The sequence below is a fragment of the Streptococcus australis genome, from assembly GCF_047463015.1.
GTDB classification, from domain to species: Bacteria; Bacillota; Bacilli; order Lactobacillales; family Streptococcaceae; genus Streptococcus; species Streptococcus australis_F.
On sequence record NZ_JASHER010000010.1, the window covers coordinates 35,841 to 52,050 of the forward strand.

Here is a 16,210-nt window from a genome sequence, read left to right on the forward strand (position 1 = left end):
TCCTATTGAACTACATATTAAATTATTCTTCTTTCCCTTCAGCTTCAAAAGCTGCGCGAGCTTCCTTGGCTGCTTTTTCACGTGCTTTTTCTAGATCATCTACGTGGATGACATCGTCGTCTTCCCCTTCGTCAAGATCGCGAAGTTCAACTTCTTTGTCATCTTCATCTAGGACACGCATATCCAATCCAAGTGATTGCAATTCTTTCACAAGTACTCGGAAGGACTCTGGCACACCTGGTTTTGGAATTGGTTTTCCTTTGGTAATCGCTTCATAAGCTTTCAAACGTCCGTTGACATCGTCTGACTTGTAGGTCAAGATTTCTTGAAGGACATTAGACGCACCATAAGCCTCAAGGGCCCAAACTTCCATTTCCCCGAAACGTTGTCCACCAAACTGAGCTTTACCTCCGAGTGGTTGTTGGGTAACCATTGAGTATGGTCCGACAGAACGAGCGTGGAGTTTATCATCAACCATGTGGTGAAGCTTGATCATGTACATGACACCGACAGAAACACGGTTGTCAAATGGCTCACCTGTACGGCCATCGTAAAGAATCGTCTTAGCATCGCTATCCATACCAGCTTCACGAACGGTATCCCAGAGGTCTTCTGAGCTTGCTCCGTCAAAGACTGGTGTTGCGATGTGGATACCCAAGTTACGAGCCGCCATACCAAGGTGAAGTTCCATAACCTGACCGATATTCATACGTGATGGCACCCCAAGTGGGTTCAACATGATATCAACTGGTGTACCATCTGGAAGGTAAGGCATGTCTTCAACAGGAACAATACGGGATACAACCCCTTTGTTTCCGTGACGACCGGCCATCTTATCTCCGACGCGGATCTTGCGTTTTTGTGCGATGTAAACACGAACCAACATGTTGACACCCGATTGCAATTCATCTCCGTTTGCACGCGTAAAGATCTTGACATCACGAACGACACCATCTCCACCGTGAGGTACACGAAGAGAAGTATCCCGCACTTCACGAGATTTATCTCCAAAGATAGCGTGGAGGAGACGTTCTTCAGCAGAAAGGTCTTTTTCACCCTTCGGTGTCACCTTCCCAACTAAGATATCGCCTTCTTTTACTTCCGCACCGATACGGATAATACCCATTTCGTCAAGGTTTCTGAGAGCATCTTCCCCAACGTTTGGAATTTCACGAGTGATTTCTTCAGGGCCTAACTTAGTGTCGCGCGTTTCTGATTCGAATTCTTCCAAGTGAACAGATGTGTAGACATCTTCTTTCACCAAGCGTTCGCTCATGATAACGGCATCCTCGAAGTTGTAACCTTCCCATGTCATGTAGGCAACGATTGGGTTTTGACCAAGGGCCATTTCCCCTTTTTCCATCGATGGACCGTCTGCGATAAAGTCGCCTTTTTCAACGACATCGCCAACTTTTACAAGGGTACGTTGGTTGTAAGCCGTACCTGAGTTTGAACGACGGAATTTTTGGATATGGTAAACATCAAGAGATCCATCTTCCCGACGAACTTCTACCTTGTCAGCATCGGCATAAGTAACCTTCCCATCATGTTGCGCAATGACTGCAGCTCCTGAGTCATGGGCTGCTTGGTATTCCATACCAGTACCCACGTAAGGCGCTTTTGGATCGATCAATGGCACAGCCTGACGTTGCATGTTGGCACCCATGAGGGCACGGTTGGAGTCATCGTTTTCCAAGAAAGGAATACATGCTGTCGCAACGGCAACTACCTGTTTTGGAGATACGTCCATGTAGTCGACTTGATCAGATGGGAACTCTTGGTTGTTACCACGGTGACGTCCCATAACGATCGGCTCAGCAAAACCACCTTTTTCGTTCAACTTAGAGTTGGACTGGGCTACGATGTACTCATCTTCTTCATCAGCTGTCAACCAAACGATTTCGTTGGTGACCACACCTTTTTCACGGTCTACTTTACGGTATGGCGTTTGGATGAAACCATACTTGTTCAAGTGTCCATAGGATGACAAGTTGTTGATCAAACCGATGTTTGGTCCTTCAGGTGTTTCGATTGGACACATACGACCATAGTGAGTGTAGTGCACGTCACGGACTTCATATCCAGCGCGGTCACGTGTCAAACCACCAGGCCCTAAGGCAGACAAACGACGTTTGTGGGACAACTCAGAAAGTGGGTTGTGTTGGTCCATGAACTGTGACAATTGTGAAGAACCAAAGAATTCTTTGATCGCCGCAGTCACTGGACGGATGTTAATGATTTGTTGAGGTGTCAATACTTCGTTATCTTGAACAGACATACGTTCACGAACATTACGTTCCATACGTGAAAGTCCAAGACGTACTTGGTTGGCAAGCAATTCACCAACGGCACGAATACGACGGTTTCCGAGGTGGTCGATATCATCGATACGACCGATGCCTTCAGCCAAGTTAAGGAAGTAGCTCATTTCAGCAAGGATATCTGCCGGAGTGATAGTGCGAACTTTATCATCTGGATTTGCATTTCCGATGATTGTTACAACACGGTCTGGATCAGTAGGTGCTACAACCTTGAATTTTTGAAGAACAACTGGTTCTGTCAATACTGCTGAATCATTTGGAGTGTAGACAATCTTGTTCAAATCACCGTCCAAATGTTCTGAGATGCTGTCGATGACATCGCGTGTCATCACGGTACCAGCTTCTACAAGGATTTCTCCTGTTTCAGCATCTACCAATGGTTCTGCAATCGTTTGGTTCAACAAACGGTTCTTGATATTGAGTTTCTTATTGATCTTGTAGCGACCAACTGGAGCCAAGTCATAACGACGTGGGTCAAAGAAACGGGCTACCAACAAGCTACGAGAGCTTTCCGCTGTTTTTGGCTCACCTGGACGAAGACGCTCATAAATTTCTTTAAGGGCTTCATCTGTGCGAGAATCCATTGGGTTTTTGTGGATATCTTTTTCAACTGTGTTGCGAACCAATTCGCTATCCCCAAAGATATCAAAAATCTCGTCATCCCCAGAGAAACCAAGGGCACGAACCAAGGTCGTAAATGGAATCTTACGCGTACGGTCGATACGAGTATAAGCAATATCTTTTGAGTCTGTTTCAAGTTCTAGCCAAGCTCCACGGTTCGGAATAACCGTTGATCCATAGCCAACCTTACCGTTCTTGTCCACCTTATCATTGAAGTAGACACCTGGTGAACGCACGAGCTGAGATACGATGATCCGCTCTCCACCATTGATGATAAAGGTTCCCATCTCGGTCATGATTGGGAAATCACCAAAGAAGACTTCTTGCGTTTTGATTTCGCCTGTTTCCTTGTTGACCAAGCGGAAGGTTACAAAGATTGGGGCAGAATAGCTCGCATCATGGATACGTGCTTCTTCCAAGGTATACTTTGGTTCTCTGATTTCATAGCCGACGAATTCCAACTCCATTGTGTCTGTGAAGTTCGAAATTGGCAATACATCTTCGAAAACTTCTTTCAAACCATGATCCAGAAAATCTTTAAATGAATCCGTTTGGATTTCAATCAAATTTGGTAAATCAAGAACTTCTTTGATTCTTGAAAAACTACGACGGGTCCGATGTTTCCCGTATTGAACGTCATGTCCTGCCAAAGTTTTAACTCCTTTTCTATACTAGGATACCAGCTAGGGGAAAACCCTCTCTGAAAATCCGGTTTCTAGATCGCTTCTGACCATATCAGAATGGTTCTGATCCAGTCGAAACGATGTTATGAAGGGGGTGTGATCTACATCACGTGAGAAGAAATCTCCTCCGTATCATTCATCCTTTTTGGAATTTTTAGAAAGATTAAGTTTGTGTGACAAGCTCCGTTTTTTCTAAAAATAGGCACAAAAAGAGCAGCTAAATCGACTTTTATAAAGTTTGATTTAACTGCTGTAAGCTTCTATTTGGACAATATTTCAAATAAAGCGCACGACAAATTACTTGTCCTTATTATATCGTATTTTCATAAAAAACACAAGGTTTTCTCTAGACATGAAAACGATTTTATGGTATTGCAACTCGTTATTTTTATCTGTTTTGTCCACTAGATGATGAACTAGCTGTCGTGTTCGAACTACTTGGCGTGTTCGAATTGCTTGTCCGGTTGCTATTGCGATTTCCATTGGAAGTATTAGCTGAACCGCCTAGAATTCCAGCCCAGGCACTAGCATAATCACTATCCGATCCACCAATTGCGAAGCGGTAGGTCGTTTGTGGAGCGCCATTTTTAGCCCAATAGCTGGTAACCGTCGCACCCGACACATCGATATCACGACCATTGACATTGACACGACCAGGTCGTTGTCCTGTCGATTTGAGAACAGTCGATGAAATAACACTGCTATCTAAGGTAAAGCGATCTTGCACGCCCCAAGCAGCTGGATCCGCCTGGTAGATGGCATTCGCTAAATAGGCCATGTAACTTGCGTTATTATTGTAGCCTGTCAACGGAGCCATGGAAGCATTGTTGTCATGTCCAATCCAGCCACCTAAGGTAAGATTTGGAGTAGACAGCATGAGCCACATATCTCCATTCTCATTGGTGGTTCCAGTTTTCCCGATCCAATCGGCATTTGCAAGAGTTGGATTGACCTGGCTGATTCGGCTCTTAAAGGTCGTTGTTGCACCAGAGCTGATGACACCTCTTAACAGGTCCTGCATGATAGTCGCAGTTGCTGCTGAGTAGACGCGGGTCGCCTTGCTCTCATGTTGGTAGACCACTTCCCCATTGCGATCCATGATTTTTTCAATCATGTAGCGTTTTTGGTAATTTCCATTATTTGCAATGGTTTGATAACCATTTGTATGTTGGGCGACGCTTACTTCGATCCCGCCTCCCATTGGCAGACTTTCAATGCCGTACTCAGCGATATCGTAGCCCATTTTTTCCATATAGCCTGGGACATCGACACCCTTTTCACGGAGAGTACGATAGGTCCAATAAGCTGGGATATTCCATGAGGTATTAAGGGCCTCTCGGAGGTCCATCATCCCAGTCCCCCGGTTATCCACGTGCATAATTGGCTCTCCACTAGAAAAGTTAGTTGGGTAATTGGAGACAATGCTATTGCTTCCCATCAAGCCTTGGTCAATGGCGATTCCATAAGCCAGCAAGGGTTTAATGGTAGATCCTGGAGAACGCTCTGTATCAAAAGCGTGGTTATTCTGATTCCCGTCAAAATTCCGTCCCCCAACAAAGCCAAGAATCGCTCCTGTTCGGTTGTCCATAAGGACATTTCCGACTTCTACCGTACCCGTTCCATCGTCCAAGATACCGCCATAATTGGCAACTGCTTCTTGCATGGCATTGTAAATAGCTTTGTTGATAGTGGTCTGAACCGTATAGCCACCCTCTCTCAATTCTTTCTTCGCTAACTCTTGATAAGACTTAACCGTTGAATTGTTTTTTAGGTCGTGACTCGAAACATTGTCCCTCTTGATTAAATAGTCATACATAGCATCTTCCGCTTCACTAACAGCTTGGAAATACAAGTAGTCGTGTGGTGTCTTCTCGATGCCATTTGAAGGAAGGAAATCCTTGCTTAGATCATATTGACTATATTGGTCGTACTCTTCCTTGCTGATAGCACCTGTCCGATACATATTGTACAAGACATCCTTGGCACGATCCAATCCTAAAGCTTGATTTTCCTGAGTCTTGAGGCTGCCATCAGAAGCGTAAGGTGAGTAGACAATTGGGCTCTGTGGCAAACCAGCAATAAAGGCTGCCTGTGGAACAGTCAAGTCTTTGGCAGAAACACCAAAAATCCCTTGAGCTGCAGCTTCCACTCCCGCGATATTTTGTCCCCGGTTGTTTCGACCAAATGGAGAGACATTGAGGTAGGTTGTTAAAATTTCGTCCTTATCCATTACCCGCTCCAGAGCAAGGGCATCGATAATCTCAGCAGCCTTCCGTGAGAAGGTCGGTGCATCTCCCACAACTTGTTGTTTAATCAACTGTTGGGTCAGAGTTGAACCACCACTAGAGGACCCTACTCCAGCAACTGAACCCAAGGTAGCCCGGATCACCGCTTTCGGAACAACCCCGTTATGGCTATTAAAGTTCTCATCTTCTGTGGCAATGACAGCCTTTTTGACATTGTCCGAAATCGCATCCTTTTGGACAGGGATCCGAATCAAGTCGCTGTCAATATCAGAAATGATGCTTCCATCTGAGTAGGAAATCTTTGAAACGCTCGAAATATTTCGCACTTGTTGAACCAATTGGGTCGGATCCGGCGTCTCTGTCTCATTAAAGAGGCTAGCTGCATAGCCAATCGCAATCCCTGCACCAAACAAGAGACCACCCAAAGCAAACACCAGTAGCACATCCCAAAGGAGTTTCATCGTCCGTAGAACCGTCGCTAGGAGATCTCCTAGTGACCAGCCCTCCTTGTCTTCTTTCTCATTGACTTCAACCGTCATTTTGGCAAAGAAGTCTTTTATTTTCTTCCCGCACTTTGTAAAAAATTCTCTCATTTGACTCACTCTATTTCTCCTTGTCCTTCCCATTATACCAAATGGACCTCTTTCTTTTCAATTCCTAAAGTTGAGAACACTGCTTCCGATTGGATTTTTTTCGTCCATTCATTGCTATTTCAAGTCATTATGGTAAAATAGAGAGAAACCATACAGATACTGGACTGTTTTCATCGATCTGGCCAGTAGCTTAGAAAAGGAGAGAACGATGCACATTTTTGATGAGCTAAAAGAACGTGGTTTGATTTTCCAAACGACTGACGAAGATGCTTTGCGTAAAGCCCTAGAAGAAGGGCAAGTATCGTATTATACTGGCTACGATCCAACTGCTGATAGCTTGCACCTTGGGCACCTTGTTGCAATCTTGACCAGTCGTCGCTTACAATTGGCAGGCCACAAACCTTATGCGCTTGTCGGTGGTGCGACCGGACTCATTGGAGACCCTTCTTTCAAAGATGCCGAGCGCAGTTTACAAACTAAGGAGACTGTAGACGGTTGGGTCACTTCTATCCAAGGGCAATTGTCTCGTTTCTTAGATTTTGAAAATGGGGAAAATAAGGCTGTCATGGTCAATAACTACGACTGGTTTGGCAGCATCAGCTTCATTGACTTCCTTCGCGACATCGGAAAATACTTTACTGTCAACTACATGATGAGCAAGGAATCTGTGAAGAAGCGGATTGAAACAGGGATTTCTTACACTGAATTTGCCTACCAAATCATGCAAGGCTACGACTTCTTTGTTCTGAACCAAGACCACAATGTTACCCTGCAAATCGGTGGTTCTGACCAGTGGGGAAATATGACAGCTGGTACCGAATTGTTGCGTCGAAAGGCTGACAAGACTGGTCACGTCATCACTGTTCCACTCATTACAGATGCGACTGGTAAGAAATTTGGTAAATCTGAAGGGAATGCGGTTTGGCTCAACCCTGAAAAGACTTCTCCATACGAAATGTACCAATTCTGGATGAATGTCATGGACGCTGACGCTGTTCGCTTCTTGAAAATCTTTACCTTCTTGTCTCTTGATGAGATTGAAGAGATCCGCAAACAGTTTGAAGCTGCGCCACATGAACGCTTGGCTCAAAAAGTCTTGGCGCGTGAGGTGGTCACCCTCGTTCACGGTGAAGAAGCCTACAAAGAAGCCCTCAACATCACAGAACAACTCTTTGCAGGAAATATCAAAAACCTTTCTGTCAAAGAACTCAAACAAGGCCTTCGTGGTGTGCCAAACTACCAAGTCCAAGCAGACGAAAACCTCAACATCGTAGAATTGCTTGTATCTTCTGGCGTGGTCAACTCCAAACGCCAAGCTCGTGAAGATGTACAAAATGGTGCCATCTACATCAATGGCGACCGCATCCAAGACCTTGACTATGTCTTGAGCGATAGCGATAAATTGGAAAACGAATTGACCGTTATCCGTCGCGGTAAGAAAAAATACTTTGTTTTGACTTATTAAAAAGAAGACCTCTGAAGCTATGACTTTCAGAGGTTTTTTGGTACACTAGAAGTATCATGACGATCAAACCAAAATTACAACGATTTCAGACTGCATCGGCTTTTGCCTGTCCCATCTGTCAAGAAGCCCTCGACCTGGTCCAACAAAGCTTGGCTTGCCCCAACCGCCACTCCTTTGACCTTGCTAAGTTTGGCTATGTGAACTTGGCGCCACAAGTGAAGGCCTCCAAGGACTATGACAAGGAAAATTTCCAAAACCGGCAACTCGTTCTAGAGAATGGTTTCTACAACCATATCCTTAATGCCCTGTCAGAATGCTTGTCTCCACTGGCCCATCCAGCCAACATTTTAGATATTGGTTGCGGGGAAGGCTACTATTCGCGCAGCTTACAAGAACGCCATCCAGACCATTCCTTTTACGCCTTTGATTTGTCGAAGGAATCGATCCAGCTGGCTGCCAAAAGCGACCAGGAATGGAAGGTCAAGTGGTTTGTCGGAGACCTGGCTCATCTCCCTCTTTTAGACCAGAGCATGGACCTCCTCCTAGATATCTTTTCGCCAGCAAATTATCAGGAATTTAAACGGGTCCTGGCCCCAGATGGTCGCCTCATCAAGGTCATCCCAACTGCCACCCATCTGCAAGAGATTCGTCAAAAGGTGAAGGACCACCTAGACCAGGTAGATTACTCCAATGAGCAGATTATTCAACATTTTTCTGATCATTTTACGATTGAAAATACCATCCATTGCCAGGAAAGGTTCGAACTGACTCCAGCATTGCGGGAGGCTCTTCTGAGCATGACGCCTCTCCTCTTTCATGTCGATCCAGCTCAAATTGACTGGACCGATCTGACTCAAGTCACGATTTCTGCTACGATTTTGATTGGAAGAAGCAACTAAAAAATACCCTCCATTTTTAATCAATGGAGGGTATTTTTCATGTTTACAGATTAATCACTTTCCTCTACGCCGATTTGTTGACGGTAGGCTTTAGGAGACTTGCCACACAACTTGCGGAATACCTTGTAAAAGTAACCAACATTGCTGTAGCCGACCTCATAGCAAATATCTTCAATACTTTCCGTTGTGGATAAAAGCAACTGTTGGGCAGCTTTGATCCGTTGTTTATTCAAGAGTTCTGCAAAGGTGGAATTGGTCTCACGTTTGATCAATTGCCCTAAATAAACGGGATTGATATAGAGATCTTTGCTGATATCCTTGAGCGACAGTTCCTTCCGATAGTCGCGTCCAATTACTTCTAGGACGGTCGCCACATTATTGTTCATCCGATATTGAGAAAAGAAACTCTCCAATTGGTTCCGAACGCAGGTAACAAGATCCTCGAAAGTCGGTGTATCATGAACGGCTTTCACAATTTCTGTCAGGTCATCACCGTGCAGGTGTTCAAATAAATGAAAGACATCCATAATGAACTGAATAAAGAGTTGCTTGGCTATCGCCACTTTTGGAGTATGGCTTTTCACAGTTTCTTCTAACCAGTTTAACTCCTCCAAAATTTGCTGGATATTCCCCTGAATGATGACACGGTAGATGGGTTCATAGTAATTAAAGACACCATCTTCTTCCTCCAATGGGATATCCCCATAAAACAGACTTCGTTCAACAAGCTCTTTAAATTGTTGAAAATGTTCCTTATAAGGTGCTTGGAAACGGCGCTGTAGGAAAGCCCCTTCATCCTCATCGGAAAGATAGAGTTGAAGATTTTTTCCTAAGACCTGATAAGATGAACTGGCAAAGCCCTTCCTTTCCTTATCCACTCCAATCCAGAGTTGTTTTCTTCCTCGGATGGCTTGTTCGAACTCTTCTTCTGACCAATCTTCATGAAGGAGCCGATTGGCCGTCGCTTGATCTGGGTTTTTCAGAGTTTGGGATAATTTTTCTAGGATATTCCCCAGCTCCACCTTATTGACAGGCTTTAACAGATAGTCTGCTACTCGGAGGTTTAAGGCTTTTTTTACATAAGCAAAATCTTGGTAACCTGACATAATGATATAAGCTGCATGGGGAAGCATGGACTGCATTTGATCAATCATTTCCAGACCAGTTTTTCCTGGCATATTGACATCTGTAATCACGATATCCACTGGATAATCCGCAACATAGGCCAAGGCTTGATCTGCATCCTCTGCTGTGTAAACAACCTCCATGTCCCATTTTTCAAAGGGAATCAGTTTTTTCAACCCCTCAGTAATCATATATTCATCGTCAACCAATAAGACTTTATACACGATTTTTTCCTCTTAAGTGTCCTCGATGGTAATCGTATAGAGAACACCTTTTCCTTTTTCTGATGTAATTTGAATGTGGTAACGATCCCCAAAGTAGAGAAGGAAACGCTCGTGGACATTGACAATCCCAATCGATTGTCGCCCCTTACTCTCTTCTACTTCTTCTCGTGGATCCCTATGACTCAATATTTGTTGAATTCGTTGCAGTTGGCTCGGTTCCAGTCCTCTCCCATTGTCTTGAACCCGAATTTCCACAGCTCCTCCAACATGACGGACTTTGATACTAATGACATTGTCCTTGCGCTTGTGATCAACTCCATGAACAAAGTAATTTTCCACTAGTGGCTGAAGAGTAAACTTCGGAATAATCATCTCTTCTAGACCGGGTTCAATTTTAAAGCCATAAGCAATCGATTTTGGATAACGCACCATACAGAGATAGCTGTATTTTCTACAAAATTCCAACTCATTTTCTATGGTCGTTTCTTTCTCCTCTGAAATATTGTTTCGAAGGAGACTACTAAATTCGTAAATAATATCAGCTAATTCTTCTTGATCCTGCATAACTGCATACATGCGAATAAACTCCATGGTATTATACATAAAATGCGGATTAATCTGCGCTTGCAAGGCCTTCAAATTGGCATCTTTTTGGCTCAGTTGTAGCTGATAGATATCACGGATAGACTTGTCCATATTGTCTAACATGGCATTGGTCGTTTCTGCAACTAAAAGGAGCTCCTGCTCTTTGGTATCCACATTGATCCGTCGCTCAGAATCCCCCTGGCTGATGGCTTCCATGGTATCTACCAAATCCAAAACTTGTTTTTGGTAATTACGGAAAATTCGTTGAAGCAAGAGATACAAGACCAAGAATAGGATTAAGGCGACCGAAATCATCCAGGTAAAACTAAACAAGGCTGTTCGAACCGTGTAAGAGGTCGGAATCCCAACCCAGATTTGATAGCCGTAAGCAGTATCTCGCACAATCCACTGACTATGATCTTCTGGATTGATGTCTCCCCTGTGGTAAAAAATCTTTCCCAAGGGATTATAAATCTGGACGGCAACGGGAATGGTGTCTTGGATATTGTCGACAACAGAATCCAAAAGCGCTGGATTGACTTTAATGTAGGCTAGTCCAATATCTTCGCCAGTCGTCACATCCGTCAAGGAGACTGGGATTGCTTGTGAACTAGCTATGTATTGATCCGCTGGAACTTGTTGCCCTCCTTTTTTATTTTTACTGGAGACAAACACAGTCGTATAGTCATTTAACACCAAATCAATTTGATCAATAACATCGTGTTCCAAATACAGAGTTTCAACATTACGGTGCAGCGAAACTTGAATATAATTGGAGAAAAAATTATCCAAACGCCAGCTTTCGTATTCAGAAGGCGTCATTGAAAAATACTTGTAGACTCCTTCGAGCTTGGCAGGATTCTCTACCAGACTCTTCCCCCATTGAGAAGATCTCTTATAAATATCCTCTACCTCAGCAGTCAAGCGCGAGGAAATCAACTGAGCGATTCGATCTGTCTCTGCTTTCTGATTATGCCAATAGACCAAAGATACCGTCACACCTAAAGTCGTGATGATCCCCACCATGATATAGGCATAGAATTTCAAAAGTGTTGCTAACCATATTTTTTTCATAATTAAGAAACCACTTTAGAGCGAATTGTTTCATAGACGGGTTGAAAAATATCATTGACAAAGAAATGCCACAAGCCCAGTAAAACAAAGAAAAATAAAGCCGGAACGAAATGGGTAACAACTCCTAGAAGAAAGGTCCCCAAGAGAAACTTGGTCACTGCACGAATATCCAGAAAAGCACCAATAAAGCTCAGCTTCAAGCTGTTGAGGTAGGACAAGTCAAAATGGACTTGAAGTTTGAGATAGACTGCAAAAGTTAGGGGAGCCACCAATAAGAAAATCAAATTGACCAATAGGATAAAAATCTGAAATAGGGACAAGTGGGGCAATTGAACCATCAGATACATACCATAAATAAGAATAGCTTCGATCAAAAAAAATGTATAGAAAACCTGGTTGGCTCGACGGAAATTTTCTTTATAGAGCGACCAAGCTTCAGACCAAGCATATTGTTTGTAATCAGATCCATGTTCGGCATATAGACTCATAATCGTTGCACTAGCCGGCCCAAATCCAAATAGGATGCCTCCACAAAAGGTTAGCGCCCAAAAGATTCCTGTTGCCAGCATGGCTAAATAGACCCTTGTAAAAATAAATTCAATCATTCTTCCCATATTTCGTCTCCATATTCATTTGTTGTAGAGGGGAACTTCAATCAAGTTAGTATAGTTTCCCTAGTACAACTGATGATTATACCCTATATTATAGCACATTTCCTCTGATGGTTTCGATTTCGAAATCATCAACAGAAAAGACTTTGAAGTGCGAAGACCTCAAAGTCTTTTGATAGACTTAAGCAAGTAATGTTAGCTTATTTCTTAGCAGCAAGGTACTCATCGTATTGTTTTTGGATTTCATCCAATACTTTTTGGTAGGCACCTTCTGATTTCAATTTTTCAAGCATCTTAGGAATTTCAACTTCAGGATCTACTGTACCTGTATTGATAGCACTTGTGAATTGGTTCAAAGTGTTAGTAAGGGCAGTGATTTCTGATTTCACGTTTTCAGTGTTGAAGATGAATCCAAGTGCTGGAGATTCTTTTGCAGTTTCCAAGTCTTTCTTAGATTGTGCAATTTGCTCATCCGTTACGTTTTCGTTGATGTAAAGAATCCAGTTGTTACCAGTATTCCATCCAGACATGTGAGTGTTTCCGTTGTAGCCATCCAAGACTTTCACACGGTTTTCTTTACCTTCAACTTTTTCCCAGTTCTTGCCTTCTGGTCCGTAAACAAGACCGTTCAAGAGTTCTGGGTTTGTGTTCAAGAGATTCAATACTTCCATTGCTTTTTCTTTGTTCTTAGAGTTGTTTGAGATGACAAAGTTTGCAACTTGAGTAGTGTTGTTCTTCTTGTAAAGTTGAGTGAATGGTTTGATTTCGATCTTACGGTTTGCTACACGAGTAAGCAAGCTGTTACCGTAGTCAGCAGGTCCTACTGTTTCTTCACGTACCAACCAAGTATCTTGAGAAAGGTCATATCCAGTGTCGCTTGTAGCTACGTCTTTTGGAATGTATCCTGCTTCATAGTATTTATGAAGAGTCTTCAAGTTTTCAACATAACGTGGGATAGTGTAACGGTCAACGATCTTAGTTGTGTCACCTTGCAAATCGACAACGAATGGAAGTCCATCTACTGCAATGTAATCGAAGTCATCAGAAGGTCCGCCGTAGCTCTTGTTCATTGCGAATGGAACAACGTTTGGATCTTTTTCTTTGATCGCTTTCAAGACTGGTTCAAGAGAAGCATAGTCTGTGACGTTTGAGATGTCGATACCATATTTTTCAAGAAGTGGTCCGTTGAAGGCAAAGTTTTGTGAAGATGCAACGTTGGCTGCAACTGGAACAGCATAGATCTTGCCGTTTACAGTATTCCCTTTGATGTAAGCTGGGTCAAGTGCTTCATAGAGCTCTTTCCCTTCTTTCTTGTACAAGTCTGTCAAGTCAGCGTAAGCACCTTTTTGAGCGTTGATGACATAGTTGTTAGCAAAAGCAATATCGTAGCTTTCACCAGATGAGATGATAACGTTCATCTTCTTGTCGTAGTCACCCCAACCAAGGTATTGGATGTCTAATTTAACGCCAACTTTTTCTTCGATGATCTTGTTCGCATTTTCTAACAAGGTATCCAAGTTATCCGGTTTGTCACCGATTTGGTACATTTTGATAACTGTTTTGCCGTCTTCACTCTTAGATGATTTTTGGTTATCACCCGTCAAGTTACCACAAGCAGCAAGAGTTGCTCCAAGTGCGAGAACGCTAGCAGAAGCTAAAGCATATTTTTTCCAATTTTTCATGAGAAAAACTCCTTTTTTATTTTTCTTTATTAACATTATGAAGGGTGGGTGAGAAAGGTTTGCTTACTCTTTCACACCACCGATGGTCAATCCTTTTACAAAGTAACGTTGGAAGAATGGATAGAGGATAGCGATGGGAACTGTTGCCACCACCACCATGGCCATCCGTCCAGTTTCCTTAGGAAGGGATTGGACTGCACCAGCGATTTGGCTAGATGCACCGACGGATTTAGAGATGTAATCCATATTATTTTGGATTTGCATCAGCAAGTATTGAAGAGGATAGAGGTTTTCACTCTTGATGTAGAGGAGAGCGTTGAACCAGTCATTCCAGAAGCCGAGGGCTGTAAAGAGACTGATGGTTGCAATCCCTGGGAGAGAAAGTGGTAAACAGATCTGGAAGAAGATCCGTGTTTCACTGGCTCCATCTATCCGAGCAGACTCAAGAATAGCTTCTGGGATCGTCCGTTTGAAGAAGGTCCGCATCAAGATGATGTTAAAAGGACTCAATAACATCGGAATGATGAGGGCTCCAACCGTATCTCCTAAATGAAGCAACTGAGTGGTAACGATATATCCTGGTACCATCCCTGCACTAAAGAGCATACTCAAGAGGGCAAAGACAGTAAAGAAGTTTCTGTACTTAAAGGTTCTACGAGAGATCGCATAAGCGTAGGTCGTTGTAATAAAGACATTACATGCTGTCCCTACAATCGTTACAAACAAGGTAATAAAGAGGGCTTGAAGAATCTTATCCTTAAATTGCACAAGGAAAAGATAGCCATCTGCACCAAACTTAGCAGGCCAAAATTGGAAGCCGTGAATTGCCAAACTTTGTTCATCTGTCAAGGAAATCATGACAACGAAGATGAAGGGCAAGATACAGGATAGAGCAACCAAGCCGACGATGCTACTAAAGAAGATGTCTGCTTTCTTACTGAAGGAGTGGATTCCAACATTATCAACTTTTTCTTTTTTAATTTTTGATTTTGCCATGGTATCCTCCTTTCTAGAAGAGCGCTGCATTCTTATCAATCCGACGTGCTACAATATTAGAAAGTAAAACGAGAATCAATCCGACAACTGATTGGTAAAGACCAGCCGCTGCGGCCATCGCAATATCTCCTGATTTAGCAAGTCCGTTGTAGACATAGACATCAATTACGTTTGTCACACTATAAAGAGCACCTGAGTTATGTGGGATTTGGTAGAACAGTCCAAAGTCAGCACGGAAGATATTTCCGATGGCAAGGATGGTCAAGACCGTAATCAAGGAAGACAACTGAGGAATGGTAATGTGGCGGATTCGCTGCCACTTAGATGCTCCATCCACTGTTGCAGCTTCGTAGAAGGTTGGGTCAATCCCCATGATGGTTGCATAGTACATAACACTGCTATAACCAAAGCCTTTCCAGATTCCTAAGAAGAGGAGAAGCGCTGGCCAAATGGCAACCTCTGTATAGAAGTTGATTCCTTTCATCCCAAGTGATGTTAAGATGTGGTTAATCAAGCCTTTATCGACGTTTAAGAAGGCATCTGTAAAGAAGCTGATGATAACCCATGACAAGAAATAGGGGAACAACATTGATGTTTGAAACACTTTAACCAACCGTTTGGAACGCATCTCACTAAAGATGATGGCAATCCCAACCGAAACAATCAAGCCCAAGAAAATAAAGGCAAGGTTGTAAAGGACGGTATTTCTTGTAATGATATAAGCGTCTTTAGAACTAAAGAGGAATTTGAAGTTATCAAATCCTACCCACTTACTCTTCATTACACTATCAATAAATCCCTCTCCGGTGATATGATAGTCTTTAAATGCGACAACGTTTCCCAAAACAGGTATGTAGAAGAATAAAATCAACCACGCTGCACCTGGTAAAACCATCAAGAAGAAAATGAGATTTTCTCTCAAGGTCTTAACAAACTTTTTCATCTGACTCCCCCCTTTGTCATTTTATTTTTGGTAACGTTTACATTTTTTATTATAAAACTCTATGAAAACTTTTTCAAACTCCTAATTATAGAAAAAATTCTACAAATTTATGACATAGCCTTAAAAATGGAGAAAAAAGGAG

General features: G+C 42.9%; 10 protein-coding genes. 2 read left to right on the forward strand and 8 right to left on the reverse strand.

The genetic code is table 11. The annotated features are described in order from the left end of the window. Positions 1-22 precede the first annotated feature (22 nt). A complete protein-coding gene (gene rpoB, locus QM873_RS08890) occupies positions 23-3,592 on the reverse strand; it encodes a DNA-directed RNA polymerase subunit beta (RefSeq protein WP_154854065.1) in 3,570 nt (1,189 codons plus the stop codon). Between the two features lie 421 nt (positions 3,593-4,013). Then, positions 4,014-6,464, reverse strand: a complete 2,451-nt coding sequence (gene pbp1b / locus QM873_RS08895) for a penicillin-binding protein PBP1B (protein ID WP_398575119.1) — start codon at positions 6,462-6,464, stop codon at positions 4,014-4,016. Between the two features lie 208 nt (positions 6,465-6,672). On the opposite strand from pbp1b, the gene tyrS reads away from it, so the two are divergent. Together tyrS and QM873_RS08905 are read left to right on the forward strand one after the other, a co-directional pair. After that, positions 6,673-7,929: a tyrosine--tRNA ligase gene (gene tyrS, locus QM873_RS08900; RefSeq protein ID WP_023022070.1), complete on the forward strand. Its 1,257-nt coding sequence runs from the start codon at positions 6,673-6,675 to the stop codon at positions 7,927-7,929. A gap of 56 nt (positions 7,930-7,985) precedes the next feature. Continuing rightward, positions 7,986-8,828: a methyltransferase domain-containing protein gene (locus QM873_RS08905; protein WP_195348400.1), complete on the forward strand. Its 843-nt coding sequence runs from the start codon at positions 7,986-7,988 to the stop codon at positions 8,826-8,828. Positions 8,829-8,878: 50 nt separating this feature from the next. Here QM873_RS08905 and QM873_RS08910 read toward each other — a convergent pair whose 3' ends face one another. From QM873_RS08910 to QM873_RS08935, 6 genes are all read right to left on the reverse strand, one after another. Then, entirely contained in the window at positions 8,879-10,177 is a 1,299-nt protein-coding gene (locus tag QM873_RS08910) for a response regulator transcription factor (protein ID WP_195348399.1), read from the reverse strand. Positions 10,178-10,189: 12 nt separating this feature from the next. Beyond that, positions 10,190-11,836: a sensor histidine kinase gene (locus QM873_RS08915; RefSeq protein ID WP_414279174.1), complete on the reverse strand. Its 1,647-nt coding sequence runs from the start codon at positions 11,834-11,836 to the stop codon at positions 10,190-10,192. Between the two features lie 2 nt (positions 11,837-11,838). Further along, complete coding sequence (locus QM873_RS08920; RefSeq protein ID WP_270616157.1) at positions 11,839-12,450, reverse strand: YesL family protein; 612 nt, start codon at positions 12,448-12,450, stop codon at positions 11,839-11,841. Positions 12,451-12,647: 197 nt separating this feature from the next. Further along, the gene (locus QM873_RS08925; protein ID WP_414279175.1) at positions 12,648-14,129 is read right to left on the reverse strand and encodes an ABC transporter substrate-binding protein; all 1,482 of its coding nucleotides are present in this window, start codon (positions 14,127-14,129) and stop codon (positions 12,648-12,650) included. Between the two features lie 63 nt (positions 14,130-14,192). Continuing rightward, positions 14,193-15,125, reverse strand: coding sequence for a carbohydrate ABC transporter permease (locus tag QM873_RS08930; protein ID WP_023022064.1), 933 nt, complete (start codon positions 15,123-15,125; stop codon positions 14,193-14,195). 13 nt (positions 15,126-15,138) lie between these two features. After that, positions 15,139-16,068 carry an ABC transporter permease gene (locus QM873_RS08935; protein WP_126403651.1) on the reverse strand — a complete coding sequence of 310 codons (930 nt, stop codon included), beginning with the start codon at positions 16,066-16,068 and terminating at the stop codon, positions 15,139-15,141. Between the last annotated feature and the right edge of the window lie 142 nt (positions 16,069-16,210).

What these genes read in the sequence shown, in the direction of transcription:
- pbp1b (WP_398575119.1), bottom strand. Translation starts at nt 6,464, where the DNA reads ATGAGAGAATTTTTTACAAAGTGCGGGAAGAAAATAAAAGACTTCTTT.
- tyrS (WP_023022070.1), top strand. Translation starts at nt 6,673, where the DNA reads ATGCACATTTTTGATGAGCTAAAAGAACGTGGTTTGATTTTCCAAACG.
- QM873_RS08905 (WP_195348400.1), top strand. Translation starts at nt 7,986, where the DNA reads ATGACGATCAAACCAAAATTACAACGATTTCAGACTGCATCGGCTTTT.
- QM873_RS08915 (WP_414279174.1), bottom strand. Translation starts at nt 11,836, where the DNA reads ATGAAAAAAATATGGTTAGCAACACTTTTGAAATTCTATGCCTATATC.
- QM873_RS08920 (WP_270616157.1), bottom strand. Translation starts at nt 12,450, where the DNA reads ATGGGAAGAATGATTGAATTTATTTTTACAAGGGTCTATTTAGCCATG.
- QM873_RS08925 (WP_414279175.1), bottom strand. Translation starts at nt 14,129, where the DNA reads ATGAAAAATTGGAAAAAATATGCTTTAGCTTCTGCTAGCGTTCTCGCA.
- QM873_RS08930 (WP_023022064.1), bottom strand. Translation starts at nt 15,125, where the DNA reads ATGGCAAAATCAAAAATTAAAAAAGAAAAAGTTGATAATGTTGGAATC.
- QM873_RS08935 (WP_126403651.1), bottom strand. Translation starts at nt 16,068, where the DNA reads ATGAAAAAGTTTGTTAAGACCTTGAGAGAAAATCTCATTTTCTTCTTG.